Origin of the sequence: Saccharothrix sp. BKS2 (assembly GCF_047689505.1) — a bacterium.
GTDB lineage: Bacteria > Actinomycetota > Actinomycetes > Mycobacteriales > Pseudonocardiaceae > Actinosynnema > Actinosynnema lopnurensis.
In genome coordinates, this window is record NZ_JAUQOL010000011.1 from 74,296 (window position 1) to 99,580 (window position 25,285).

Genomic DNA, 25,285 nt, shown 5'->3' on the forward strand with positions numbered 1-25,285 from the left:
CCACCGTGGCAGCAGGACGAAACCACCACGACAGGCGGAAGGACCGGATCCCCTCGGGAGAAGGTTGACCCCGACTCAGCCGATCAGTTGATTCACCTCCGCTCCCGAACAACTAGCCTTCCCACTCCACCGGCCTTCCCACGCGACCGGCCTTTCCACACCGGTTGGCCTTTCCCTGCCGGCGGAAGCCCCGGACCGGCCCGCTTCCTCCTTGCCGGATGGCCTTCCTGCGGGGAGCCCGCACCGGCAGCAGCCATGAGCGCCGGTACCAGCACCCGAGGCCACCCTCCACCGGACTCCCGGCCTCCACTCCGTCTCCACCCCTGAGCAGGAGCGAGCACCGCCGCTACCGGACACCCCGGACGTCCGACAATCGATCTCCGACACCTCCGCTCATGTCATGCTCTCGGCCGTGCTGTCGTCGGGCTTCTGCGGCTCATGACCTCACGGGTGCCGGACGGGACCGGCGTCGACACCCGCGTCAGCCAAGGTCATCGCGCGGCCCCTTGTTGTCCCGCAGTTCCTGGATGTCGCGTCGCACCTCCTCCGTCCGGTCGCTCACCGACTGGATCTCCGCGGCCAACTCGGGGTTGACCGTCCGGATCTTGGACAGGGCGTCCACCAGCGGACCGATCAACGCGACGGCGTCGTCCTCCGCCAGCGCGTTCCGCACCACCACGTCCACCCGGCCCGCCTGACCGGCCAGGCTCCGCAGCACCGCGGCGTTGTCGCGCGCCCACTGCGACACCGCGCGGTCACCCGCCCGCTTGTCCCGCTCGGCACGCACCCTGCCCTCGGCCGTCGAACCCAGTTCCGAGGGGCGCAACCTCAGGTACCGGCGTTCGGCGGCCTGCCGACTGGCCACCCCGAGCGCGGGTGCCAACTCGGCCCAACTGGCACCCAGCCCGCGTGCCGCGGCGATCAACTGGGGCTCCCACCCGGACAGCTCCTCGCGCAGCCGCCGCAGCAGGACCAGCGCGGACAGCACCTGCCCCGCACTGAGGTCCTCGCCGGTGGCCGCCGCCCGGACGGTCTCGTAATCGTTGATCGCCATGACGTCAACATACCGATGACATCGGGGGTTGTCAACGTGTTGACGACGTGGTAGAAATGGTGGCGCAGCGCATTGACCCCAACAGACGACCACTTGATCAGGAGGTGTTCCCATGTTGATGCGCACCGACCCCTTCCGGGAGCTGGACAGGCTGGCGCAGCAGTTCTTCACCGGACCGGGTACCTGGTCGCGGCCGACGCCCATGCCGATGGACGCCTACCGCGCCGGGGACGAGTTCGTGGTGGAGTTCGACCTGCCCGGTGTCGCGGCCGACGCGATCGACCTGGACGTGGAGCGCAACGTCCTGACCGTGAAGGCCGAGCGGCGACCGAGCCGGACGGGCGACGGGGTCGAGATGCAGGTCTCCGAGCGGCCGCTGGGCGTGTTCTCGCGCCAGCTGTTCCTCGGCGACACCCTCGACGCCGACCGCATCAAGGCCGACTACGACTCCGGGGTGCTGACCCTGCGCATCCCGATCGCGGAGAAGGCCAAGCCGCGCAAGATCACCATCAGCGGCACCGACAACGAGCCCAGGCAGATCAACGCCTGACGGATCGACGCCCGAGCGGATCAACACCCGGTTCACCACCCGATCCGACGGGCCGACACCCGATCGAGCGGTTCGCGCCGGTCACGGACCAGGCCGGCGCGGCGGGCTCGGACGCTCCCGGACCTCGTCCGTGGAGTTGGTTCGGCACCTCGTCCACGGAGCCGGCGGGGTCGCCGGAGCCGATGGGTCGCCGGGATCGATGGGTCGCCGGGATCGGTGGAGTCGGCGATCGGGTCGGGGAGTTGCCGGTCGACCCCGAGGGATTGGTGGACCTCGGGGGTTGGCGGTGGGTCGGTGGTGGAAAACCGGTTCACACCCCACCGGGGTCTCCGCCACCATCGCCGACCATGCGACCGGCGCCGGGAGAGGTGCTGCACTTCTCCGAAGACCCGACCATCACCCGCTTCAACCCGCACGTGGCGGCGACCGCGCGGCAGCCCGACGCCTACGTCTGGGCCGTCGACCACGGACGGGCGCCCGACTACTGGTTCCCGCGCCAGTGCCCCCGGGCAATGGCCTGGGCGGAGGCGACCACCGACGCCGGCGACCGGGCCTGGCTGGGGTCGCCACGGGTGCACGCCATCGAGTACGGGTGGTTGCGCCGGGTGCAGACCGCGCGGTTGTACGCCTACCGGTTCGACGCCACACCGTTCCGGCCGATCGGGGACCCGCCTCACGCGCACGTCGCCACCGAGGCGGTCGAACCGCTCGGAGCGCCCGAACCGCTCGGTGACCTGTTGGCCCTGCACGAGGAGGCCGGTATCGAGTTGCGGGTGGTGGCCAACCTGTGGGCGTTCTGGCGGCGGGTCACGGCGAGCACGCTCGGGTTCAGCGGCATCCGGCTGCGCAACGCCGCCCGGGAGCCGGGCTGACCGCGCCGACCCGGTGAGAGCGGTCGAGGAACGGTGAACGAGACGCGATGGGGTCCCGCACGTGGATCGAGGGGCGGATCAGGTGAAGTCGGCGACGTGGTCGCGGGCCCACCGGTCGAACGTCAGACCGGGACGGCCCAGGACCTCTTCCACGTCCGGTGACACCCAGCTGTTGCCGTCGGGGTAGCGGCCCATCTCCAGGAACCACTCCACGACCTCGGGCTCGTGGACCTCGCTCCACAGCTCGCGGGCCTGGTCCGGGGTCAGTTCGTCGAAGCGCAGCTCGCGCCCGATCGCCTCGCCGATTACGCGCACCGCGTCGCGCCGCAGCACCGGCTGCGGGCCCGTGGGCTGGTAGGTCCGTCCGGCGTGCCCGTCGGTCAGCAGCGCCTCGACGACCACGGCGGCGATGTCGTCCTCGTGCACCAGCGTGCTGCGCCAGTTCCCGAACGGGGCGCGCACCACGCCCTCCGCGCGGATCGACGGCGCCCACTCCCGGGTGTTGGCCATGAACTCGCCGGGGAACAGGTGCGTCCACTCCAGGCCCGAGGACTCGATGGCCCGGCGCAGCACCCGGTGCCAGGACTCCAGCGGATCGTCGTCGGAGCGGCTCGGGTCGTCGTGCCCCAGGTGAGTCAGGCGGCGCACCCCGGCCTCGACCAGGGCGTCGACGATCGCCGGGCCGTCGCCCCCCATCGCCACCAGGTGCACCCGCTCCACCCCGCGCAACGCCGGCACCAGCGACGCCGGATCGGTGAAGTCGCCCGCCACCACCTCGACCCCGGCGGGCAGGCGGGCGGCGGACGGGTTCCTCGTCAGGGCGCGCACCGGGTGGCCGGCGGCGAGCAGCCTGCGGACCACGCAAGCACCCACGGTGCCGGTCGCACCGGTGACCAGGATCGGCATCATTTCCTCCGGGCATGACGAACAAGCCCTGGTGAGGGGCGTGATCAACGAATTCGGGCGGACCCGGACGAGGGTGTCTGAGGAAATGCCCCACTGTCAAACGCGAACACCGCGTTCATGTTCGGTTGCCGCACCACAAAAAGAACCGGGGGATTTCACCGGACCGGAGTGCGGAACGGCGACGAGGAGGACGAGGAAACGGTGGTTCGGCCGTGAACGGGGTGGGCGCCGCACACCGCTTGCTGACATACCGACCGGTCGGTACCCTTCCGACGTGGACGAACGGAGCGTGGGCGAACGGCGCATCGACGCGGTGGTGCTGGACTGGGGCGGGGTGCTCACGGTCTCCGTGCCCGACTTCATCGAGCAGTGGCTGACCGCCGACAACATCGACCGGGACCGCTACGGCGTGACCATGCGCGGGTGGATGGGCCGTGACGCCGCCCCGGGCAACCCCGTGTTCCGGCTGGAGACCGGGGAGCTGTCCGTCGCGGAGTTCGAGGCGCTGCTGGCCGCCGAGCTGATCACCCTCGACGGGCGCGAGGTCGCCGCCAAGGGCCTGCTGCGCCGCATGTTCGGCAGCGCCGACCCCGACCCCAAGATGGTCGACCTGGTCCGCGAGCTGCGCGCCGACGGCCTGACCACCGTGCTGCTGTCCAACAGCTGGGGCGAGGGCTACCCCGAGGACCTGCTGCTGGAGCTGTTCGACACCATCGTGATCAGCGGCCGCATCGGTCTGCGCAAGCCCGACCCGCGCATCTTCGAGCACACCCTCGACCTGATCGGCCTGCCCGCCGACCGGTGCGTGTTCTTCGACGACGCGCCGGTCAACGTCGAGGCCGCCCGGACCGTCGGCCTGCACGCCCACCGCCACGCCGACGCCGACACCACGCGCGCGGTGATCGATCGGCTCAGGGGAACCCGCGCATGACCGAACCGCACGCCACCCAGCCGAACACCACCACCCCGAACACCACCACCCCGAACACCACCACCCCGAACACCGCCACCCCGTCGGACACCCCCGACCTGCCGGACACCCCCGACCTGCCCGGCCTGGACCTCGACCGCCTCGCCGACCGGCTGGGCACCGGCCCGCTGTCCGGCGAGCTGATCCCCGGCGGCCGCTCCAACCTCACCTACCGCGTCACCGACGGCGAACAGCGCTGGGTGCTGCGCCGCCCGCCGCTGGGCCACGTGCTGGCCACCGCCCACGACATGGCCCGCGAGCACCGCGTCATCTCCGCCCTGGCCGACACCGCCGTGCCCGTCCCGCGCGCCGAGCTGCTGTGCACCGACACCGAGGTCCTCGGCGCGCCGTTCTACCTGATGGAAGAGGTGCCGGGCGTGGCGCTGCGGCACCGCGACCAGTGCCCCTGGCTCACCCCGCGGCACGCCGCGACCCTGTCCGACCGGCTGGTCGACGTGCTGGCCGACCTGCACGCGGTCGACCCGAACGAGGTCGGCCTGGCCGACTTCGGCCGCCCCGAGGGGTTCCTGCACCGCCAGGTCGCCCGCTGGGGCAAGCAGCTGGAGTCCTCCCGCAGCCGCGAGCTGCCCGGCATCGACGAGCTGCGCGACCGCCTGGCCGCCACCGTCCCGGTCACCCGGCGCACCACGATCGTGCACGGCGACTACCGCCTGGACAACGTCCTGGTCACCACCGACCCGCTGGACATCAGCGCGGTGCTGGACTGGGAGATGGCGACCCTGGGCGACCCGCTGGCCGACCTGGGCCTGCTGTGCGTGTACTGGACCGGCGTGGGCGTGCCGGACGACCCGATCACCGGCACCGTGCCCACCCTGCCGGGGTTCGCGAGCGCCGAGGACATGGTGCGCCGCTACGCCGAGCGCAGCGGCGCCGACGTCGACGACCTGGGCTGGTACACCGCGTTCGGCTACTTCAAGCTCGCCGTCATCCTCGAGGGCATCCACTTCCGCTTCACCCGCGGCCAGACCGTGGGCGCGGGTTTCGACCAGATCGGCCGACTCACCCTGCCGCTGGTCCGGCAGGGACTCGCCGCGAGCGCAGGGGAGCGCTGAAATGGACTTCGCCTACGACGCCACGACCGAACAACTGCGCGAGCGGCTGCTGCGGTTCATGGACGAGCACGTCTACCCGGCCGAACCCGTCGCCCAGCGGCAACTGGTCGAGGCCGCCGACCCGTGGGCACGGCCCGCGGTCCTCCGGGAGCTCAAGGCCGAGGCCCGCCGCCAGGGCCTGTGGAACCTGTTCCTGCCCGACACCGAGCACGGCGCCGGGCTGACCAACCTCCAGTACGCGCCGCTGGCCGAGATCACCGGCCGCAGCCCGCACCTGGCCCCCGAGGCGCTCAACTGCGCCGCCCCGGACACCGGGAACATGGAGGTGCTGGCGATGTTCGGCACCGACGAGCAGAAGCGGCGGTGGCTGCGCCCGCTGCTGGACGGCGAGATCCGCTCGGCGTTCTGCATGACCGAACCCGAGGTCGCCTCCTCCGACGCCACCAACATCGCCACCCGCATCGAGCGCGACGGCGACTCCTACGTGGTCAACGGCCGCAAGTGGTGGTCCTCCGGCGCGATGAACCCCGACTGCGCGATCTTCATCGTGATGGGCAAGACCGACCCCGGCGCCGAGCGGCACCGCCAGCAGGCCATGGTCCTGGTCCCGCGCGACACCCCGGGCGTGCGCGTCGAGCGCGGCATGCGCGTGTTCGGCTACACCGACGCCTCCCACGGCGGCCACGCCGAGATCGTGTTCGACGACGTCCGCGTGCCCGCCGGCAACCTCATCGCCGGCGAGGGCGAGGGCTTCGCGATCGCCCAGGCCCGCCTCGGCCCGGGACGCATCCACCACTGCATGAGGCTGATCGGCATCGCCGAACGCGCGCTGGAGCTGATGTGCCGCCGCGCGATCGCACGCGTCGCCTTCGGCAAGCCCATCGCCCGCCAGGGCGTGGTGCAGGAGTGGATCGCCGAATCCCGGGTGCGCATCGAGCAGGCCCGGTTGCTGGTGCTCAAGACCGCGTGGCTGATGGACACCGTCGGCAACAAGGGCGCGCACACCGAGATCCAGGCCATCAAGATCGCCACCCCGCTGATGACGGAGTGGGTGCTGGACAAGGCCATCCAGGCACACGGCGCGGGCGGGGTCAGCCAGGACTTCCCGCTGGCCGAGCTGTGGGCCGCGGCGCGCACCCTGCGGCTGGCCGACGGTCCCGACGAGGTGCACCGCATGTCGCTGGCGAAGCGGGAGCTCAAGCGCTACCTGTGACCACGTCCGGCGGGGTGACCGCCGATCCACCCCGCCGCGGGTCGGTGCGGCGCCTGCCGGACGCGCTGTGAACGGGCAACGCCTGTGTGTACTACCACGTGAGGAAGCGACGAAGCCCGGGTACGTTGAGGAAATGCGAAGGATCTTGACCGCGAAAGACGGGGTGAGGCACGCCGGGCGACCCGACGCGGCGGGAGGTGGCCGTGGCTGAGGACGTCGTCGACCTGTGCGCCGCCCTGCTGCGGTTCGACACCACCAACTACGGCCGCGGCGAGGCCGCGGGCGAGCGGGAGGCCGCGGAGTTCGTCGCCGGTCACCTGGAGACCGTCGGGGTGCCCGCCACCCTGCTCGAACCCGCGCCGCGGCGCGCCAACGTGCTCGCCCGCGTGCCCGGCGCCGACCCCGACCTGCCCGCCCTGCTGGTGCAGGCCCACCTCGACGTGGTGCCCGCCGACCCCGGCGAGTGGAGCGTGCCGCCCTTCGGCGGCGTCGAACGCGACGGCTACCTGTGGGGCCGCGGCGCGGTGGACATGAAGGACATGGTCGCCATGGTGCTGTCCGTGCTCGGCGCCTGGTCCCGGGAGGGCCGCCGCCCGCGCCGCGACGTCGTGCTGGCCTTCGTCGCCGACGAGGAGGACCAGGGCGCGTGCGGCGCGCACTGGCTGGTCGAGCACCACCCCGACTTCTTCGCCGGCTGCGCCACCGCCATCAGCGAGTCCGGCGGCTTCTCCCACCACGTCGGACCGCACCGCGTCTACCCCATCGGCACCGCCGAGCGCGGCACCTCCCACCTGCGGCTGACCGCCACCGGGCGCGCCGGGCACGGGTCGCGCCGCAACGACGACAACGCCGTGCTCAAGCTGATCGCCGCGCTGGGCCGCGTCGCCGCCCTGGAGCACCCCGTGCGGCTCACCCCGTCGGTGCGGGCGTTCATCGGGCAGGTCGCCGCCACCCTGGGCGTGCCGGTCGACTGGGACGACGTGGACGCCACCGTCGCCCGGTTCGGGGCCGCCGCGAAGCTGGTGGAGAACACCGTGCGCAACAGCACCACCCCCACCGTCCTCCAGGCCGGGTACAAGGTCAACGTCGTGCCGGGCGTGGCCACCGCCGAGGTCGACGTGCGCACCCTGCCCGGCACCGTGGACGAACTGCTGGCCGCGGTCGACGCCGCGCTGGGCCCGGACGTGCGGCGCGAGTTCCTCAACCACCAGCCGCCCGTGCAGGCCCCCGTGGACTCCCCCGCCTTCGCCGCCATGGCCGCGGCGCTGCGCGCGGAGGACCCCGGGGCCGTGGTCGTGCCCTACTGCATGGGCGGCGGCACCGACGCCAAAGCCTTCAGCAAGCTCGGCATCGACTGCTACGGCTTCGCGCCGCTGTCCCTGCCGGAGGGCTTCGACTACCGCGCCATGCCCCACGGCGTGGACGAGCGCGTGCCCGTGGAGGGCCTGCGCTTCGGCGCCCGCGTGCTCGACCGGTTCATGTCCTCCTGAACCGAACGGCGGCCCGAACCGAACGCGGTCACGGGTGGGGTTCGGTGAGCTCCCCCAGCCTGGTCAACGCGTCGCGCAGCGCGGCCATCCGCCGCGCGCCCAGGTGCGCGGTCCACTCCCGCTCCACCTCCGCGATCGCGGCCGACCCCACCGACGACGCCGCCAGCCCGCGCTCGGCCACCCGGATCAGCCGGGCGCGGGCGTCGGTGGGGTCGGACGTGCGCTCCACGTAGCCCGCCCGCTCCAGCTGGTCGACCAGGAACCCCGCCGTCGGCCGGGCCACCTGCGCGGCCCGCGCCAACTCGGCCAGCCGCGAGCCGTCGCGGCCGATGCGCCGGAACACCCGCGCCTGCGCCGGCGTCACGTCGTCGAACCCGGCCTCGGCCAGCGCGGCGAACACCCGGTCCTCCAGCTCGCGGTGCGGCAGGAACAGCAGCACGCCCAGGTCGTCAGGCACGTCACTCCTCGGCGTCGAAGTGATCACCCTATCGCGGGACATCGGTCGGCCGGGACGCGTCCGACCCCCACGTCCGGCGCGCCAACCGGGCCATCTTCAGCGCCAGGTGCAGCTCCAGCCGCACCCGCCCGTCGGCCAGGTCGCGGCCGGTCAGCTCCGCGATGCGGCCCAGCCGGTAGTACAGGCTCGTGCGGTGCAGGTGCAGCCGCCCGGCGGTCGCGCGGACGTCGCACCCGGCGTCCAGGTAGGTCTCCAGCGTGCGCAGCTGCACCTCCGACAACCCCGCCAGCACCTCCTCCGGCGCGGCGCCCAGCAGCAACCGGTAGGCGCCCAGCTCGGCGAACCCCACCCGGTCGGGCAGCGCCGGGTCCAGCCGCGCCAGCTCCGCCGCCGCCAACGCCTGCCGGTACGCCTCGCCCGCGCGCTCGGGCGGGTGCGGGTCGCTGACCCCGACGTGGCCGGGCAGGGACGGCAGCGGCTCGCCCACCGCCACCGTGCGCACCGCGCGCGGCTCCAGCGCCACCACCACCCGCACCGGCGACCGCTCCCCGGCGGGCACCTGCGCGGCCAGCGCGGGCAGCCGCCCGGCCAGGTCCGCCCCCGGCGGCCCGCCCAGCACCCACAGGTAGCCCACCAGCACGCCCTGGTGCCGCAGCGGGTAGCCCACCCGCTCGTGGAACCCCAGCTCCGCGTTGGCCGGGACCAGCACCGGGCCCGTCGCGGTGCCCACCCCGTGCAGCTCCTGCCACGCCGCCACGTCCGCCGGCACCCGCCGGGTCAGGATCGCCCGCACCCGGGCCGGGTCCACCTCGTCGGTCTGCGCGCTGTGCGCGACCACCCGACCGGCCACGTCGTCCACCGACACGCCGCGGCCCAGCTCACGGGACAGCTCGTCGAGCAGCTCCTGCATTCCGACAACTGTAGGAACAACTCCCTGCGCCCGACGGTCGCCCCGGCGGCGGCGGACGCCCTACCGTTCCGCACCGTGACGAACAGCAGGATCGCACCCTGGGCCTCGCCGCGGGCGCGGCAACGGCTCGCCGAGGTCGAAGCGGCCGTCTCCGCCGACCTGAGCGCCGCCGGTGTCGCCGACACCGTCCGCAAGGCCCTCGACGCCCACGCCGCCCAGTTCGACGACGACGGGATCGTGCTCTACGCGGGCACCAACGTGCTCAGCCCCGCCGCCGCGGCCGCGGGCTCCGTCCCGGTGTCCAGCCGGCCCAGCATGGGCTGGCCCGGCGAGAAGTACCAGGTGGGCCTGGACCACCTGGACACCCTGGAGGTGCTCGCCCCGATGCTGGTCGCCTCCCTGGTGGAGGCCGACTTCGCGGAGGTGCGGCTGCCCAGCGCCACCCTGGCCAACCTCGCCGTCTACACCGCCTTCGCCCGCGCCGGCGACAAGATCGCCGTGCTGCCCGAATTCGCGGGCGGCCACGCCAGCCACCACGCCCAGGGCGTGCCCGCGATCCGCGGCCTGACCGTGGTCGACCTGCCCTACCTGCCCGACGAGCTCGACCTCGACTACGGCAGGCTGCCCGGCTTCCTGCGCGTGCACCGGCCCCGGATCGTGGTGATCGGCGCGAGCCTGATGCTGTTCCCGCACGACGTGGCCGCGGTGCGCGCCGCCTGCGACGAGGTCGGCGCGGTCCTGGTCTACGACGCCTCCCACATGGCCGGCCTGGTCGCGGGCAGGGTCTTCCAGCGCCCCCTGCACGAGGGCGCGCACCTGATGACCTTCTCCACCTACAAGTCCTTCGGCGGCCCCTCCGGCGGCTGCGTCGCCACCCGCGACCCCGACCTGGCCGAACGCGTCTCCACCGTCGTCTACCCCGGGATGCTGGCCAACTACGACGCCGGCCGCCTGGGCGCGCTCGCCGTCACCGCCGCCGAACTGGCCGAGCACGGCGCCGGGTACGCGCGGGCGTGCGTGGCCAACGCGCGGGCGCTCGGCGCGGCGCTGTTCGACCGCGGCTTCGACGTGGCCCGCCACGACGGGGAGTTCACCCGTTCCCACCACGTGGCCGTGGACGCCCTGACGCTGGGCGGCGGCGAGGCGGCCGCGGAGCTGCTCGGCGAGGCGGGCGTCTACCTGTCCGGCATCTGCCTGCCCTGGCAGCGCATCGACGAGGGCCTGCGCGGCCTGCGCATCGGCACCCAGGAGATCACCCGGCGCGGGTTCACCCCCGACGACCAGCCCGCGATCGCCGACCTGCTGCGGCGCGCCCTGATCGCCCGGGAGGCGCCCGAGCGGGTGCGCGCCGACGCCGTCGCCCTGCGCCGGGAGGTCAACGCGCGCGCCACCCGCTGTTGATCGAGGACCGAACCTGTCCTGAATGGAGGTTAGCCTGATCAGGTGATCACGGAACGCGTACTGACCAGGCGGGCGCTGAACAGGTCCACCCTGCACCGGCAGCTGCTGCTGGAGCGGGCGGACCTCCCCGCCGTCGACGTGGTCGGGCACCTGGTCGGGATGCAGGCCCAGGAACCCTTCTCCCCCTACTACGGCCTGTGGTCGCGGATCCGGTCGTTCGAGCCCGCCGAGCTGGTCGACCTGCTCACCGGTCGCCACGTGGTGCGCGCGACGCTGCACCGCGCCACCATCCACCTGGTCACCGCCGCCGACCACGGCCTGCTGGAACCGCTGTTGCGGCCGTTCCTGCACCGCCGGTTCGCCTCCTCGCCGTTCCGCGCCGCCGTCGCGGGCGCCGAGCACGAGGAGTTCGCCGCCGTGGCCACCGGGCTGCTGGAGCGGCCGCGCACCCGCCGCGAGCTGGGCGACCTGCTGGCCGGGCACCGGCCCGGCCGCGACCCCGCCTCGCTCGGCTACGCCGCCACCACCCTCGTGCCCACCGTGCAGGTGCCGCCGCGCGCCCTGTGGGGGCGGTCCGGCGCGGCGCGGTGGACCGCCGCGACCACCTGGCTCGGACCCGCCGGACCCGCCGGACCCGCCGCGCCGGTCGAGGAGCTGGTGCGCCGCTACCTCGCCGCGTTCGGCCCCGCCTCGGTCCGCGACCTGCGCACCTGGATCGGGATGACCCGCCTCGCGCCCGTGGTCGAGGCCATGGACCTGCGCGTGTTCGCCGACGAGCACGGCCGCGTGCTCTACGACGTGCCCGACGGGCCCCTGGTCGACCCCGACGTGCCCGCGCCCGCGCGGTTCCTGCCCGAGTTCGACAACCTGCTGCTGGGCCACCACGACCGCACCCGCGTCATCTCCGACGAGGACTACCGGCGCGGGATCGTCGTGGGCGGCCGCCCGACCCTGCTGGTCGACGGCTTCGTGCACGGCACCTGGCGGATCACCGGCACCGGCCTGGAGATCCGGGTGTTCCGGCCGCTGAGCCGGGAGCAGGAGGCCGACGTCGAGGCCGAGGGCGAGCGGCTGCTGCGCTTCGCCGGGTCCGGCGGCGAGGTGGTGCTGGTCCCCGAGGGGCGGTGAGCGCGGAACCCTATACTCGGTCGCGGTAGCCATGACGACACGCGCCGACACCCCGCCCGACACCTCCGCCCAGCTGCTGGAGGTGTTCAAGGCGCTGGCCAACCCCGTGCGGCTCCAGCTGCTCCAGTGGCTGCGCGAGCCCGAGCGGCACTTCCCCGTGGACCAGGGCATCGCCGACCCCCATGAGGTCGGCGTGTGCGTGAGCCACATCCAGGCCAAGACCGGGCTCGCGCAGTCGACCGTCTCGGCCTACATGGCCTCCCTGCAACGCGCCGGGCTGGTCCGGGCCACCCGCGTCGGGAAGTGGACCCACTACCGGCGCGACGAGCAGCGCATCGCCGAGCTGGTCGACCAGCTCGGAAGTTTCCTCTAGCCGCACCCCGCGTGCCCTCGTCGATCCCCGCGACTTGATTCATATCGACTTTCTGCGATACTTCGATACGTTCGAGATGATCGTGACGGCTCCGCGCCGTCGACCGAGGGGGACGCATGGGCGCGATCGAGGGAATGGACCTGGGGCGCATCGGGGTCTGGACGTTCGACTTCGAGGACCAGCCCGCGGGCATGATCCGCGATTCGGTCCAGGAGCTGGAGGGGCTGGGCTGGCCCGCGATCTGGGTCCCCGAGAGCAACGGCCGCGAGGCCATGACCCACGCCGGGTTCCTGCTGGCCTGCACCGAGCGCCTGGCCGTGGTCAACGGCATCGCCCGGATCTGGTCGCGCGGCGCGCGGTGGACCCGGGGCGCGGCCGTGCTGCTGGCCGACGCCTACCCGGACCGCCACCTGCTCGGCCTGGGTTTCGGCGGCGTGCGAGCCGGGACCACCAGCCCGCTGGGCGCGGTGGCGGACTACCTGACCGAGATGGACGCCGCGACCAGCGGCAACCCCCTGCCGGCCACGCCGGTGCGGCGCCTGCTGGCCGCCTACGGGCCCAGGATGCTGCGGCTGGCCGGCGAGCGCACCGAGGGTGCGCACACCTACCACGTGACGGTGGAGCACACCGCGCGGGCGCGGGAGGTGCTGGGCGGGCGGCCGTTCCTCGGCGTCGAGCAGGCGGTGCTGTTCGAGACCGACCCCGATCGGGCCCGCGCGATCGCCCGCGAACACCTGCACCCCTACCTGACCACGGAGTACAACGTCGCCAAGTACCTGCGCCTGGGCTACACCGAGGCCGATGTCGACGGCGGGCGCGGCACTGACCGGCTCGTCGACGACCTGGTGGCCTGGGGCGACCTGGACACCGTCGTCGACCGGCTGCACGCCCACCTCGACGCCGGCGCCGACCACGTCGGCGTCCAGGTCGTCGGGGTCGAGCCGGGCCGGTCCGCCCTGCCGCACTGGCGGCGGCTGGCCGAGGCGGTGCTGCCCCGCCACGCCGCCGCGTGAGGCCGCCGTGACCGCGATCCGGGGCGCCCTCGACCGTTTGGGCGATCGTTCAGTACAGTCGTCCAATGACAGTGCGACAACGGCTGCTGCACGCGGCCGCGGAACTCATCGCGGAGAAGGGCTGGGGCGCGGTCAGCACGCGGGTGCTGGCCGAACGCGCAGGCGTCGGCTCCGGGGTGGTGCACTACCACTTCGACTCGTTGCCCGCGGTGCTGGTGGAGGCCGCGGTGGGCGCGTTGCGCACCGCCCTGGCCGGACTGCCCGGGGTGCTGGACACCGCGACCACGCCCCGCCGGATGCTGACCGCGCTGCTGGACGCCCTGGACGGGCACAGCGGCCAGGAGCTGTTCGTCGAGACCATCCTCGCCGCCACCCGCGACGACGTGCTGCGCGAGGCCGTGCGGGAGGTGCTGGTCGAGTTCCGCGCCGAGCTGGCCACCCGGCTGGCCCGGCACGGCGTGCCCGCGCCCGCGGACACCGCGGCCGTGCTCGCCGCCGCCGTGGACGGGGTGCTGCTGCACCGCGCCCTGTCCCCCGACCTGTCCGTCGACGTGGTCGTGTCGGTGCTGGGCAGGGCGCTGCGGTGAGGGTCCTGATCAGCGGCGCCGGCATCGCCGGCCTGGCCCTGGCCCACCGGCTGGGCACCCTCGGCCACGACGTCGTGGTCCTCGAACAGGCGCCCGCGCCCCGCACCGCCGGGTACATGATCGATTTCTTCGGGCCCGGCTACGACGCCGCCGAGCGGATGGGCGTGCTGCCCCGGCTGCGCGAGCTGGGGTACCGGGTCACCGAGGCCGCCTACCTCGACGACCGCGGCCGCCGGGTCGCCGGGCTGGACTTCGACCGGGTCGCCCGCGCCGTGGACGGGCGGCTGCTGAGCATCATGCGACCCGACGTCGAACGCGCGTTCCGCGAGGACCTGCCCCCGGCGGTCGAGCTGCGGTTCGCCGCCCGCGTCGTCGGCGTCGAGCAGGACGACGACGGGGTCACCGCGCGGCTGGCCGACGGCACGAGCGCCACCGGGGACCTGCTGGTCGGCGCCGACGGCGTGCACTCGGCGGTGCGGCGGCTGGTGTTCGGCGACGGCCACCTGCGCCACCTCGGGTTCCACACCGCCGCGTTCGTGTTCGACGACCCGCACGTCCACGAACTGGTGCGCGACCGCTTCTGCCTCACCGACACCGTGGGCCGCCAGGTCGGGTTCTACGGGCTGCGCGACGGGCGGGTGGCCGCGTTCACCGTGCACCGCACGTCCTCGCCGGAGCTGCCCGAGGACCCGCGCGCGGCGGTGCTGGAGACCTACGGGTCGCTGGGCTGGGTGGTGCCGCGGGCGTTGGCGCGCTGCCCCGAGGAGATCTACTACGACCAGGTCGCCCAGGTGGAGCTGCCGCGCTGGTCGTCCGGGCGGGTGGTGCTGGTGGGCGACGCGTGCGGGGCGGTGTCGCTGCTGGCCGGTCAGGGCGCGTCGCTGGGCATCGGCGGCGCGTGGGTGCTGGCCGCGACCCTGGACGACCCCGCCACCCGCCACCTCACCGCCCATGACTTCACCGCCTACGAGCGCACCTGGCGACCGGTGGTGGAGGACCGGCAGCGGGTGGCCAGGTCGGGGGCCCGGTGGTTCCTGCCCGCCTCGTCGCGGCGGCTGCGCGCCCGGCGCATCGCGATGCGGCTGTCGCACCTGCCCGGCGTGGACCGGCTCGTCACCACCGGCCTGGTCGGCAAACCGGTGCCCCTCGCCTGATCCTCCGGCGTGCCGAGGGGCCGGGTGGACCCGGTAGGTGATGAGCCCCAGTCGCGAACCCGTCGAGGAGACCTCCGTGGAGCCGGTACGACCGCCCGCCGTCCCCGACCGCCACGGCCCGCACGTCGGCGCGGTGCTCGTGCTGCTGGCCTGGTGGGGCTTCGGCAACCTCTACGAGGCGATCGTGCTGATGCCGTGGGTGTGGGGACTGCCGCCCGGCTCGGTGCCCGGCGAGTTCGCGGCGGGCAGCCCCGTCTTCTACTTCGTGCCGGCCCTCATCGCCCTGCTCGCGCTCGTGTGGGCGCTGGTCGTCCGCGTGCACCGGGACGGCTCCCGGCGGGCGGTGCTGCGGGCCGCCGTCCTCGTGACGATCGCGGCGGCGGGCACGGGCGTCCTGGTCGGCACGGTCAACCCGACGTTGCGCGATCCGACGGCGACCGTGGCCGACGTGCACGCCGCCGTGGTGATGTGGGAGATCGGCAACGCCCTGCGCCTCGCGCTCGTGGTCGCCGCCGCCGTGAGCCTGCTCCGCCGATCCTCGTAGGGTGCCCGGATGTCGTCGGGGAGCCTGCTCCGCCCACCCGGTGCCGATCGGGCTGTGACCCCCGATCGGCACCGCCCGGAAAAGCCCCGTCAGGACTGATCCACTCCACCCGATCCCATGGCCGAGTTTCGTCACGGTGACGATCTAGTGGTGCCCTACGCGTCCTCCGTCGCGAGCAGGGCCCGTCCCACCAGGTCGGCGGCGCTGCGGGCGGGGTCGCGGGCGGCGTGGTTGTAGACCTGCTCGGTGGTGTCGAGGCTGCTGTGGCCGACGTCGGCCTGGACGTGCACCATCTCCGCCCCCGCCTCGACGGCGGTGGTGACGTAGAAGTGGCGCAGCGCGTGCGGGTGCATGGCGTCGGCGACGTCGCGCAACGTGCCGCCCGCCGAGCCGGCGGTGCGCCGCAGCAGTTGCCACAGCGCCTGGCGCTGGTAGCGGTTGCCGGTGCGGGTGGTCAGCAGGGGCTGGGACCGCCACGCGGCCTGACCCTGCGACCGGACCACCTCGGTGCTGCGGCTGTCCCGGTGGTGCAGGTAGTCCATCAGGGCGTTGTCGGCGAGTTCGTGCAGGTAGACGATGCGGGTCTTGCCGCCCTTGCCGGTCACGCGCAGCGCGCGACGACCTCGGGTGACGTGCAGGTCGGCGCCGTCGAGGCCGCAGATCTCGCTGACCCGCAGCCCGAGGGTGAACAGGGCGACGACCGCGCCCGCGCGCGTGGTGTCGACCGGCCCGGCCCCGCGCCGGGGCGCCACCGCCGCCGCGTAGAGGGCCTGGACCTGGCGGATGGTGAGGGTGACGGTGCTGGTGGTGCTGTCGCGGGCGACGACCAGCCCGAGCCGGCGCCGGTCCAGTGCCGCCGGGTTGCCGGAGGCCAGCCCGACGTCGGCGAGGTGGGTGTAGAGCGCCTTGACCGTGGCCAGCATGCGGTCCCGGGTGGTCACCGCCGCGCCCTCGCCGGCCAGCTGGGCGAGCCAGGTCTTCACGTCGGTCGAGCGGGCCCGCAGCGGGTCCAGGCCCTGGTGGGCGCACCAGCGGAACCAGTGCAGGTGCCGCAACCGGCCGCGCGGCGCGGGCGGCGGCAACCGGCGGTGCCCGCTCACGGGTTGCAGGGACAGGCCCAGCGCGGTGGCGTACCTCAGGACGGCGTGCGCCCAGGCCGGGTCGTCGTGCCCGACCCACTCGCGGACGTCGGCGGCGCCGACCGGCAGGCCGAGCCCTTCGGCGTAGGTGCGGCGCGTCCCGGCGTTGCCGTAGGCGCCCAGCCACTCGGCGATCTCCCCCAGCAGCCCGGCGGGGTCCGCCACCCCCGGCCAGGGGCCCTCCAGGGGCCACCCGGTTTTTCGGGCGTCGATCCGGTCGTCCGCCACCCGCTCGATGTCACTCACGGTGCTTCCAAGCCTGCCTCTGCGTAGCCGTATCCGTCAGCCGTCAGCTTAGCTACAAAAGCCTCCTTCTGTAGCCGAGTTAGGTTGGAGTTATTTATCTCCAACCTCAAGTTGTATGTTGCTCAACCTATTACTAGGGTTGGCCCATGACCCAAGCTCCGGAGAGGACGGCGCTGTGCGCCTTCGGCCGCTGCCGCGCCCCTCTCCCCCCGCCCGGCCCCCGGGGTGGCCGCCCGTTCGAGTACTGCCCCGAGCGCGACTGGCCCGGCGGCCACACCTGCAAGCAACTGGCGGGGGCCGAGGCCGCGCTGACCGAGGCACTGGGGAAGACCCCCTCCCCCCACCTCTCCGGAGCGGCGAGCGTCTTCGTCGACGCGGCCGACCGCGTGCTGGAACCGATGACCGCGCTCACCACCGCCCTGCGGGAACTGCGCACCTCCACCGCGACCGAACTGGCCACCGCCGCCGAACAGGTCGAGCAGGCCAAGACCGAGGCCGTGCGCGAACGCGAGCTGCGTGAGACGGCGACCCGGCGGGCGGATCAGGCCGAGCAGGACAGGGCCGCCGCCGAAACCGCCAGGGACACGGCCCTGGCGGACGCGCGCACCGCCCGCGAGGAACACGCCGAGGCACTGCGCGCCCGCGAGCAGGCCGGCGCCGCACAGCGCAAGGCCGAAGCGGAACAGCGCGCGGTCGAGCTGGAACTGGCGCGCGTCACCGCCGAACGCGACGCCGCCCACCGGCAGGCCGAGCAGGCGGCCGCCACCGCCACCGCCACGGTCGCCGCCATCACCGCCGCCGCCGACCAGCGCGTCCAGGCGGCGACCACCGCCGAGACCGCCGCCCGTGAGCAGGCCGCCGAACTGCGCGCGGAGCTCAAGGCGCTGCGCACCCAGCTGGCCGAGCGCGACCACCGGCTCCAGGCCGCCGAACAGGCGGTCGAGCGCCTGCGCGCCGAGACCGAGCAGCGGATCGAACGCGTCACCGCCGACGCCGAACGCCGAGTCGAGCGGGCCCGTGCCGAAACCGCCGAACTCCGCGCCGGGCACGACGCGCGGGCGGCCGAACTGGGCGCCCAGACCGAGCGCGCCGAGCGCCTGGGCCGCGACCGCGACCGCCACCGGGCGCTGCTCGACCGCATCTCCGAGGCCGTCGGGCGGTTCCGCGACGCCCGCGACGACACCTCCGCCGGGCAGGTGGACACCGTGCTGGACACCATCGTCGGTCTCACGCGCGACCGGGGCGACACCCCGGGCGACCCGTCGCAGGAGGGTGCCTGACGAGGCTCGCGCAGGGCGGTGGCGTCACGTTCCGCGCGGCATCGGTGACCGTCGAGCGCCACCGGCCCCGGTCATGAAGTAAGGCGACAGCCCGCACGCGCGGGGATTACCGTCGGTCGCATGTACGAGGAACCCACCTCCCTCACGTGGCGTCCGCTCACCCGCGGGGACGCCAAGGTGTCGGCCGATCTCCTCAACGCCATCGAGACCGTTGACGAGATCGGCGAGAACTACACCGAGGAGGACACCCTCCAGGAGTTGATCGACCCTTATGCGGACCTGGAGCGCGGGAGCCTCGCGGCCTTCGACGGCGACGTGATGGTCGGCTACATGAAGGTCCGCTACAAGCCGTCCGCGGAAGAGGTCCACCGGGTCTTCCTGGACGGCGGCGTCCACCCCGACCACCGCCGCCGGGGTGTCGGCACCGTGCTCGTGGAAGCCGGGGTGGCGGCGGCGAAGGTACTGCACGCACTGCACCACCCGACCCGGAAGCTCGTGGTCGACGTCCACAAGGGCGAGCACATCGCCGGCGTGGCCGATCTGGTCGGATCCCGGGGCTTCACACCGGTCCGCTACTACCAGCGCATGGAGCACCCGCTTGACGGCGCGCTCGGCGACGCGGCGATCCCCGACGGGCTGCGGGTCGAGCCGTGGTCGGAGCAGAACGACGAGGACTTCCGGTTGATCCGGAACGAGTCGTACGAGGACCACTGGGGTGCGGTGCCGATGCCCGTGGACCTGTGGCAGAACAAGATCACCAACCAGACGTTCCAGCCCTCGGTCAGCTTCCTGCTCCGGGATGTGGCGAACGGGGCCCCGGTGGGCATGCTGGTGACCATGTGCTGGGAGGCCGATACGGTGGCCACCGGCGTCCGCGACGCGCACTTCATGCTCATCGGAACGCTTCGGGGCTACCGGAACCGGGGAGCCGCCGGCGCGCTGATCGGGCACGCGCTGCGGGCCGCCGCCGACCAGGGCTACCACCGCGCCAGCCTGAGCGTGGACTCGGCGAACCCCTTCGGGGCTTTCGGGATCTTCGAGAAGGCGGGCTTCACACCGAAGATGCGGTACGTGCGCTGGGCGCTGGAGGCCTGACGGGGGCAACTGTCGTTGGGCGAAGTTCAGCCGACCGGCCCTTGTGCCCGGTCGTTCGCGCAGCGTAGCGGTGGGGTCCGACACTTCCGGGCGGCGCACGTCGATGAGACGCACGGGGTTGAACCGGGCACCGAATGGAAATCTTCGGCTCATCTCCCTCCCCACGCACAGTCAGGCGGTGGCCGCATGATCGTCCCCCTGGACATGACCGACGACGCCACGGTGTCGGCGGTCCACGAGATCGCCCGGCGGTCCTACGCCGTGGAGGCCGAGCTGATCGGCACCACGTCCATCCCCGCCCTGAACGAGACCGCCGAGGACGTCAGGACGCTGCCGCTGCGCTGGCTGGGCGGCTACGTCGACAACGAGCTGGTGGCGTTCGTCGGGTACGCGCGGGTCGACGGGGTGCTCGACATCGACCGCCTGTGCGTGACGCCCAGCCACTTCCGGCTCGGGTTCGCCCGGCGCCTGGTGGAGCAGGTGCTGGCCGAGGGCGGGCCGGCGATCGTGTCGACGGGCGCCGCGAACGCCGCCGCGATCGAGCTCTACGAGGGGCTGGGGTTCCGGCTGGTCGACACGGTGGTGCTGGAGGGCGGCCTGCGGATCGCCCAGTTCGGGCACCCCGGGCTGGTGCCGGGCTGACCCGGGGGCTGGTGTGCGCCGTCGGGCCTGCTGCTCATTCCACGGCGATTCCGCGGGTCTTGAGGGTGTTCCGGGCGTCGGGGGCGGCCATCACGGCCTCGTTGCCGCCGTGGATCGCGCGGAGGTTGGGCAGCAGGGCGAGGTCGTCCAGCGAGGTGATGTCGAAGAGGTCGTCCTCCCCGTCCCAGAACGGGGAGCACTGGTGGTAGACCTCCAGCCCGCCGTCGGTGGTCAGTTCGTCCACGGCGGCCAGTTGGTCGGGGGTGATCTCCAGGTCGGTGAAGTACCGGCGGGCCTCCTCCAGGACCGTGTAGAGCAGGTTGTGCTCGTACAGGTACTTCCACAGGTCGCCGGTGGCGCCCTTGGCGTGGAGAACGTCGGCGATCCGGAAAGGAGGCCGGATCACCTTGTCCCGGTACATGAGCTTGTCGATGACCAGCAGCTTGAAGTTGAAGTCGCGGAACATGCCCCACTACCTACCAGACCGCCCTGACAACCCGGGCGGTCGACGCACACCTCCGCAAGGCGCCGAGAACAACGCTCAGCCGTGCCGGCCCACGGCGAACGGCCCGGTGCCGACGGCTCACCGATCAGGAATCCTCCGCCACGTCGTCAGTTGTGTCAGCCCTCTCGCACCGGTGGAAGGATTGACGACCATGACCGACGACAGGCTGCCGGGTGATGACGAGGTCACGTTCATCGCGGCGGCTCGTTCAGGCGACACGGCGCGGTTCGCGCTCCTCACGGAGCGCCACCGACGTGAGCTCCAGGTGCACTGCTACCGGATGCTCGCGAACTACGAGGACGCCCAGGACCTGACGCAGGAGACGTTCCTGCGGGCGTGGAACAAGCGGGAGTCGTTCAAGGGCCACGCGACGCTGCGGACCTGGCTGTACCGGATCGCGACGAACGCCTGCCTCGACTTCCTGGAGAAGCGCAACGACCGCACGCCCGTACCGTCCGGGCTGTCGGACCCCGGCTTCGAGGTGCTGTACCTGCAGCCCTACCCCGACCGGATGCTCCCCGAGGACCCGCAGGAATCGGTGGTGGCGCGGGAGACCATCGAGTTGGCGTTCATCGTCGCCGTCCAGCACCTGCCGCCGCGGCAGCGGGCGGTGCTCGTCCTGCGCGACGTCCTCGGCTGGCCGGCGTCGAAGACCGCCGACTCCCTCGAACTGACCATCGCATCGGTGACCAGTGCGCTGCAACGGGCGCGCGTGACGATGCGCGAGCGGCTGCCCGACCGCCGCCTCGACTGGCGGAGCCCCGCCACCCACGAGCTGTCGGATGACGAGCGCGGCGCGGTCAAGTCCTACATAGACGCCCACGAGCGCAACGACCTCGACGGGCTGATGTCCCTGCTGCGCGACGACCTGCGCTTCGCGATGCTGCCCGAGTCGGGTACGTCGGTCGTGACGGCCCGGGAGGCGGTGGACGGCTGGGTCTCCGGCGGGCTCTTCCGGCGCGGTCACGACGACTGGCGCGGTGTCGCCACGACGGTCAACCGCATGCCCGCCGCCCTGCTGTACCTCCGCGCCCCCGACGACCCGGGGCACCGGCTGTTCGCCATCGCGGTCCTGCGCGTCGTCGACGGGAAGATCGCCGAGCTCACCGGCTTCGACGCCACCGACAAACCCTGGCTGGACCTGCTCCCGACACCGACCGGCTGAACACCAACGCGACAACGCGAACACCACCGCCCCGCCGGCGTCGCCCGCGGGGCGTCTTCACGTCCCGGAGAACACGGCGCGGCGCGGAAACCTGATCGGTGTGGGACCCGCACCCCCGACCTCGGCTGCCGCGCCCCGTGATCTCATCCCGTCGGGTGCACCCGCCTGCGCCGCACCGGATGTCGGGGCAGGCTGGGGACGAGCCGCTGCCGGCGGCCGGACGAGAGGAGTCGACGCGCATGTCCACCACGATCCCCGAGCGTCGCGGATGACCGGCACGATGCGGGCCGTCGTGCTGAGCGGACCGGGGCTGGTGGAGAACCTGGCCGTGGTCGACCTGCCGGTGCCCGAGCCGCCGCCGGGGTGGGTGCGGGTCCAGGTCGCCGCGTTCGGGCTCAACCGGTCGGAGCTGCACACCCGCCTGGGCCTGGCCGAGGGCGTCACCTTCCCGCGCGTGCCGGGCATCGAGGCGGTCGGCGTGGTCGACAGCGAGTGCGACCTGCCCGTCGGGCAGCGGGTCGCGGCGATGATGGGCGGCATGGGCCGGGTGTTCGACGGCGGCTACGCCGAGTACACCGCCGTGCCGCGCGAGATCCTGCTGCCCTTCGACTCGACGCTGCCGTGGGAGGTGCTGGGGGCGATCCCCGAGACCCTCCAGACCGCCTACCGCTCGCTGACCACCGGCCTGGACCTGCGGGCCGGGCAGTCGCTGCTCATCCGCGGCGGCACCTCCGCGCTCGGCTTCGCCGCCGCGGCGCCGGCGGTCGACATCGGCGCCACCGTGCTGGCCACCACGCGCCGCGCCGACCGGCTCGACGTGCTGCGCGAGCACGGCGTGGCGCACCCGCTGCTCGACGACGGGCGGGTGGCCGACCGGGTGCGCGAGCTGTTCCCCGACGGCGTGGACGCCGCGCTGGAGCTGGTCGGCACGCCGACCCTGCCCGACACCCTGGCCGCGACGCGGGTGCACGGCACGGTCTGCTTCACCGGGATGCTGTCCGACGAGTGGGTCGTGCCGGACTTCCACCCCATCGGCTACCTGCCCAAGGGGGTGCGGCTGACCGCCTACGCCGGCGAGAGCTCCGACCTGCCCGCCGAGGTGCTCCAGCGCTTCCTCGACCAGGTCGCCGGCGGCGAGACCACGCTCGGGCCGATCGCGGTCTACCCGCTGGAGGACATCCGGCGGGCCCACGACGACCTGGAGCACGGCCGCCGGGTCGGCAAGCTCGTCGGGCTCGTCTGAGGGTTCCTCCGAGAATTTTTTCGCCCGTGGTGTCGATCCGGTCGGGGGTCGTTCGTGTAGAGGGCGGGACAACCCCCGACACGGAGGAGCCGACATGACGAACTACCTGCTCAGCGTGGTCCAGCCGACCGGCGGCGTGCCCGACCCGGACGTGCTGGCGAAGATCATGGTCGACGTGGGCGCGGTCAACGAGCAGATGCGGCAGGCCGGCGTGTGGGTGTTCGGCGGGGGTCTGCACCTCCCCGACACCGCCACCACCCTGCGCCCGGACGGCAGGGGCGACGTGCTGGTGGTCGACGGCCCGTACGTCGAGACCAAGGAGTACCTCGGCGGCTTCACGATCATCGACGTGCCGGACCTGGACGCGGCGCTGGACTGGGGGCGCAGGCTCCAGTCCGCGATCACCCTGCCGATCGAGGTCCGGCCCTTCCGGGACTGACGTGTCCGAGGTCGAGCGGGTCTTCCGGGCCGAGCACGGCCGGTCGGTGGCGGTCCTGGTCCGCGTCTTCGGCGACGTCGACATCGCCGAGGAGGCGGTCCAGGACGCGTTCGCCGAGGCCGTGCGCCGGTGGCCGGAGACGGGCGTGCCGCCGAGCCCGGCGGGCTGGATCATCACCACCGCCCGCCACCGGGCGATCGACCGGCTGCGCCGGGAGTCCTCGCGCGAGGACCGGCACGCCCAGGCCGTCCTGCTGCGCGCGGACGGCGAACCGGCGGAGGAGGACGTGGTGGGCGACGAGCGGTTGAGGCTGATCTTCACCTGCTGCCACCCGGCGCTGAACCCGGCGGCGCGGGTGGCGTTGACGCTGCGCCTGCTGGGCGGGCTGTCCACGGCCGAGATCGCGCGGGCGTTCCTGGTGCCCGAGGCGACCATGGCGCAGCGCCTGGTGCGGGCCAAGGCGAAGATCCGCGACGCGCGCATCCCCTACCGGGTGCCCGACGAGGCCGAGCTGCCCGACCGGCTGCGGGCCGTGCTCGCGGTGCTCTACCTGGTGTTCAACGAGGGCTACTCGGCGGGCTCGGGCGAGGGGCTGGTGCGCGACGAGCTGTGCGCGGAGGCGGTGCGGCTCGGGCGGGTGCTGGTGCGGCTGATGCCCGACGAGCCCGAGGCGGTCGGGCTGCTGGCGCTGATGCTGTTCCTGCGCTCGCGGCAGGGCGCGCGCACCGGGCCGGGTGGCGAACTGGTGCGGCTGGCCGACCAGGACCGGTCGCGGTGGGACGGGGCGCTGGTGGAGGAGGCGCGGGAGCTGGTGCGGTGGTGCCTGCGCCGCGGCCGACCCGGGCCCTACCAGGTGCAGGCGGCGATCAACGCCGTGCACAGCGACCCGCCGCCCACCGACTGGGCGCAGGTGGTGGTGCTCTACGACCACCTGCTGGCGTTGACGCCGACGCCGGTGGTGGCGCTCAACCGGGCCGTGGCGGTGGCCGAGGTGTCCGGCCCGGCCGCGGGGTTGGCGCTGGTGGACGGGCTGGAGCTGGAGGACTACCACCTGTTCCACGCCACCCGGGCCGACCTGCTGCGCCGCCTGGACCGGCCTGCGGAGGCCGCCGCGGCCTACGGGCGGGCGCTGGCGCTGGCGGGCAACGCCGTCGAGCGGGAGCTGCTGCGCCGCGCGCTGGGCGCGGTCGTCGCGCCGGGGGGATGACCGGGCCGCGGTGGCAGGATGTCGGCGCCGAGGCTTGATCGTCTCCGCCCCGGAGGGGTCGCCGTCGGCGGGACCTCGACCTGGGGGATCTGTGTCGGTGGATGATGTGAGGGACGCGTACGGCCGGCTGGCGGAGGAGTACGCCGAGCTGGCCTTCTCGCCGGAGGGGATGCCCGAGCCGGACATCGGGCTGGTGTCCCGGTGGGCCGAGGAGGTGTCCGGGCGCGTCGTCGACGCGGGGTGCGGGCCGGGGCACTGGACCGACTTCCTGCGCCGACGGGGCTGCGACGTCGAGGGCGTGGACCTCGTGCCGCGCTTCGTCGACATGGCCCGCTCGCGGTTCCCCGCCAGCTCCTTCCGCGTCGGCCGGCTGGACGAGCTGGGCGTGCCCGACCGCTCGCTGGGCGGGATCCTGTCGTGGTACTCGATCATCCACACCGCCCCGGAGGACGTGCCCCGCGTGCTCGGGGAGTTCGCGCGGTGCCTGGTGGAGGCGGGTTTCCGGGTGGAGGCGACGACGAGCCGCGTCGATCCGGGCAAACGCCCCTACGCCGCCATCGTCGCGCGGCGCGTCCCCGGGGTCTGACCGATCGCGGGCGACGGGTTCGCACCGGAGCGTGGAAGTGCGT

27 protein-coding genes are annotated in these 25,285 nt (G+C 73.4%); 21 read left to right on the forward strand and 6 right to left on the reverse strand.

The genetic code is table 11. From position 1 onward, the window contains the following. Window positions 1–481 precede the first annotated feature (481 nt). Complete coding sequence (locus Q5530_RS23630) at window positions 482–1,054, reverse strand: HSP18 transcriptional regulator (protein ID WP_415364940.1); 573 nt, start codon at window positions 1,052–1,054, stop codon at window positions 482–484. 112 nt (window positions 1,055–1,166) lie between these two features. On the opposite strand from Q5530_RS23630, the gene Q5530_RS23635 reads away from it, so the two are divergent. Continuing rightward, window positions 1,167–1,604 (forward strand): Hsp20/alpha crystallin family protein, encoded by a 438-nt coding sequence (locus Q5530_RS23635; protein ID WP_415364941.1) that lies wholly within the window; start codon window positions 1,167–1,169, stop codon window positions 1,602–1,604. 347 nt (window positions 1,605–1,951) lie between these two features. Next, window positions 1,952–2,476 (forward strand): DUF6886 family protein, encoded by a 525-nt coding sequence (locus Q5530_RS23640; protein WP_415364942.1) that lies wholly within the window; start codon window positions 1,952–1,954, stop codon window positions 2,474–2,476. A gap of 78 nt (window positions 2,477–2,554) precedes the next feature. On the opposite strand, the gene Q5530_RS23645 is transcribed toward Q5530_RS23640, so the two are convergent. Beyond that, the gene (locus tag Q5530_RS23645; RefSeq protein ID WP_415364943.1) at window positions 2,555–3,382 is read right to left on the reverse strand and encodes an NAD(P)H-binding protein; all 828 of its coding nucleotides are present in this window, start codon (window positions 3,380–3,382) and stop codon (window positions 2,555–2,557) included. 274 nt (window positions 3,383–3,656) lie between these two features. Here Q5530_RS23645 and Q5530_RS23650 point away from each other — a divergent pair, with 274 nt between their 5' ends. The 4 genes from Q5530_RS23650 (at window position 3,657) to Q5530_RS23665 (ending at window position 8,128) form a co-directional block, all read left to right on the forward strand. Further along, window positions 3,657–4,313: an HAD family hydrolase gene (locus Q5530_RS23650; RefSeq protein ID WP_415364944.1), complete on the forward strand. Its 657-nt coding sequence runs from the start codon at window positions 3,657–3,659 to the stop codon at window positions 4,311–4,313. Then, the gene (locus Q5530_RS23655; protein WP_415364945.1) at window positions 4,310–5,425 is read left to right on the forward strand and encodes a phosphotransferase family protein; all 1,116 of its coding nucleotides are present in this window, start codon (window positions 4,310–4,312) and stop codon (window positions 5,423–5,425) included. Before Q5530_RS23650 ends, Q5530_RS23655 begins: the two co-directional genes overlap by 4 nt. 1 nt (window position 5,426) lies before the next feature. After that, entirely contained in the window at window positions 5,427–6,638 is a 1,212-nt protein-coding gene (locus Q5530_RS23660) for an acyl-CoA dehydrogenase family protein (RefSeq protein WP_415364946.1), read from the forward strand. A gap of 203 nt (window positions 6,639–6,841) precedes the next feature. Beyond that, window positions 6,842–8,128 (forward strand): M20/M25/M40 family metallo-hydrolase, encoded by a 1,287-nt coding sequence (locus Q5530_RS23665; RefSeq protein ID WP_415364947.1) that lies wholly within the window; start codon window positions 6,842–6,844, stop codon window positions 8,126–8,128. Window positions 8,129–8,156: 28 nt separating this feature from the next. Here the strand turns inward: Q5530_RS23665 and Q5530_RS23670 are convergent, their stop codons facing one another. Both Q5530_RS23670 and Q5530_RS23675 read right to left on the reverse strand, forming a co-directional pair. After that, on the reverse strand, window positions 8,157–8,585 hold the full coding sequence (locus Q5530_RS23670) for a MarR family winged helix-turn-helix transcriptional regulator (protein WP_415364948.1): 429 nt from the start codon (window positions 8,583–8,585) through the stop codon (window positions 8,157–8,159). Between the two features lie 28 nt (window positions 8,586–8,613). Continuing rightward, on the reverse strand, window positions 8,614–9,495 hold the full coding sequence (locus tag Q5530_RS23675; protein ID WP_415364949.1) for a PucR family transcriptional regulator: 882 nt from the start codon (window positions 9,493–9,495) through the stop codon (window positions 8,614–8,616). Window positions 9,496–9,570: 75 nt separating this feature from the next. On the opposite strand from Q5530_RS23675, the gene glyA reads away from it, so the two are divergent. The 7 genes from glyA to Q5530_RS23710 all read left to right on the forward strand — a co-directional run bounded on the left by glyA (window position 9,571) and on the right by Q5530_RS23710 (window position 15,695). After that, entirely contained in the window at window positions 9,571–10,896 is a 1,326-nt protein-coding gene (gene glyA, locus Q5530_RS23680) for a serine hydroxymethyltransferase (protein ID WP_415364950.1), read from the forward strand. Between the two features lie 42 nt (window positions 10,897–10,938). Further along, window positions 10,939–12,024, forward strand: coding sequence for a winged helix DNA-binding domain-containing protein (locus Q5530_RS23685; protein WP_415364951.1), 1,086 nt, complete (start codon window positions 10,939–10,941; stop codon window positions 12,022–12,024). Window positions 12,025–12,055: 31 nt separating this feature from the next. Next, entirely contained in the window at window positions 12,056–12,397 is a 342-nt protein-coding gene (locus Q5530_RS23690; protein ID WP_415364952.1) for an ArsR/SmtB family transcription factor, read from the forward strand. Between the two features lie 134 nt (window positions 12,398–12,531). After that, window positions 12,532–13,410 (forward strand): TIGR03620 family F420-dependent LLM class oxidoreductase, encoded by an 879-nt coding sequence (locus Q5530_RS23695; protein WP_415365131.1) that lies wholly within the window; start codon window positions 12,532–12,534, stop codon window positions 13,408–13,410. 65 nt (window positions 13,411–13,475) lie between these two features. After that, entirely contained in the window at window positions 13,476–13,997 is a 522-nt protein-coding gene (locus Q5530_RS23700) for a TetR/AcrR family transcriptional regulator (protein WP_415364953.1), read from the forward strand. After that, window positions 13,994–15,151 carry an FAD-dependent monooxygenase gene (locus Q5530_RS23705; RefSeq protein ID WP_415364954.1) on the forward strand — a complete coding sequence of 386 codons (1,158 nt, stop codon included), beginning with the start codon at window positions 13,994–13,996 and terminating at the stop codon, window positions 15,149–15,151. The genes Q5530_RS23700 and Q5530_RS23705 overlap by 4 nt, the downstream gene beginning before the upstream one ends. Window positions 15,152–15,191: 40 nt before the next feature. Then, window positions 15,192–15,695, forward strand: coding sequence for a hypothetical protein (locus Q5530_RS23710; protein WP_415364955.1), 504 nt, complete (start codon window positions 15,192–15,194; stop codon window positions 15,693–15,695). Window positions 15,696–15,850: 155 nt separating this feature from the next. Here the strand turns inward: Q5530_RS23710 and Q5530_RS23715 are convergent, their stop codons facing one another. Then, window positions 15,851–17,080, reverse strand: a complete 1,230-nt coding sequence (locus Q5530_RS23715; RefSeq protein WP_415364956.1) for a tyrosine-type recombinase/integrase — start codon at window positions 17,078–17,080, stop codon at window positions 15,851–15,853. Between the two features lie 146 nt (window positions 17,081–17,226). Here Q5530_RS23715 and Q5530_RS23720 point away from each other — a divergent pair, with 146 nt between their 5' ends. From Q5530_RS23720 to Q5530_RS23730, 3 genes are all read left to right on the forward strand, one after another. Then, window positions 17,227–18,360, forward strand: a complete 1,134-nt coding sequence (locus tag Q5530_RS23720) for a hypothetical protein (protein ID WP_415364957.1) — start codon at window positions 17,227–17,229, stop codon at window positions 18,358–18,360. A gap of 120 nt (window positions 18,361–18,480) precedes the next feature. Continuing rightward, window positions 18,481–19,455, forward strand: coding sequence for a GNAT family N-acetyltransferase (locus tag Q5530_RS23725; RefSeq protein WP_415364958.1), 975 nt, complete (start codon window positions 18,481–18,483; stop codon window positions 19,453–19,455). Between the two features lie 186 nt (window positions 19,456–19,641). Next, window positions 19,642–20,097, forward strand: a complete 456-nt coding sequence (locus Q5530_RS23730) for a GNAT family N-acetyltransferase (protein WP_415364959.1) — start codon at window positions 19,642–19,644, stop codon at window positions 20,095–20,097. A 34-nt stretch (window positions 20,098–20,131) separates the two neighbouring features. Here the strand turns inward: Q5530_RS23730 and Q5530_RS23735 are convergent, their stop codons facing one another. Continuing rightward, window positions 20,132–20,563 carry a DUF6892 domain-containing protein gene (locus Q5530_RS23735; protein ID WP_415364960.1) on the reverse strand — a complete coding sequence of 144 codons (432 nt, stop codon included), beginning with the start codon at window positions 20,561–20,563 and terminating at the stop codon, window positions 20,132–20,134. A gap of 190 nt (window positions 20,564–20,753) precedes the next feature. Here Q5530_RS23735 and Q5530_RS23740 point away from each other — a divergent pair, with 190 nt between their 5' ends. The 5 genes from Q5530_RS23740 to Q5530_RS23760 all read left to right on the forward strand — a co-directional run bounded on the left by Q5530_RS23740 (window position 20,754) and on the right by Q5530_RS23760 (window position 25,242). Next, window positions 20,754–21,767: an RNA polymerase subunit sigma-70 gene (locus Q5530_RS23740; RefSeq protein ID WP_415364961.1), complete on the forward strand. Its 1,014-nt coding sequence runs from the start codon at window positions 20,754–20,756 to the stop codon at window positions 21,765–21,767. A 280-nt stretch (window positions 21,768–22,047) separates the two neighbouring features. Continuing rightward, window positions 22,048–23,010: a zinc-binding dehydrogenase gene (locus Q5530_RS23745; RefSeq protein ID WP_415365132.1), complete on the forward strand. Its 963-nt coding sequence runs from the start codon at window positions 22,048–22,050 to the stop codon at window positions 23,008–23,010. 94 nt (window positions 23,011–23,104) lie between these two features. Further along, entirely contained in the window at window positions 23,105–23,449 is a 345-nt protein-coding gene (locus tag Q5530_RS23750; RefSeq protein ID WP_415364962.1) for a YciI family protein, read from the forward strand. Window position 23,450: 1 nt separating this feature from the next. Next, entirely contained in the window at window positions 23,451–24,656 is a 1,206-nt protein-coding gene (locus Q5530_RS23755; protein ID WP_415364963.1) for an RNA polymerase sigma factor, read from the forward strand. 97 nt (window positions 24,657–24,753) lie between these two features. Next, window positions 24,754–25,242, forward strand: a complete 489-nt coding sequence (locus Q5530_RS23760; RefSeq protein WP_415364964.1) for a class I SAM-dependent DNA methyltransferase — start codon at window positions 24,754–24,756, stop codon at window positions 25,240–25,242. The last annotated feature ends 43 nt before the right edge of the window (window positions 25,243–25,285 follow it).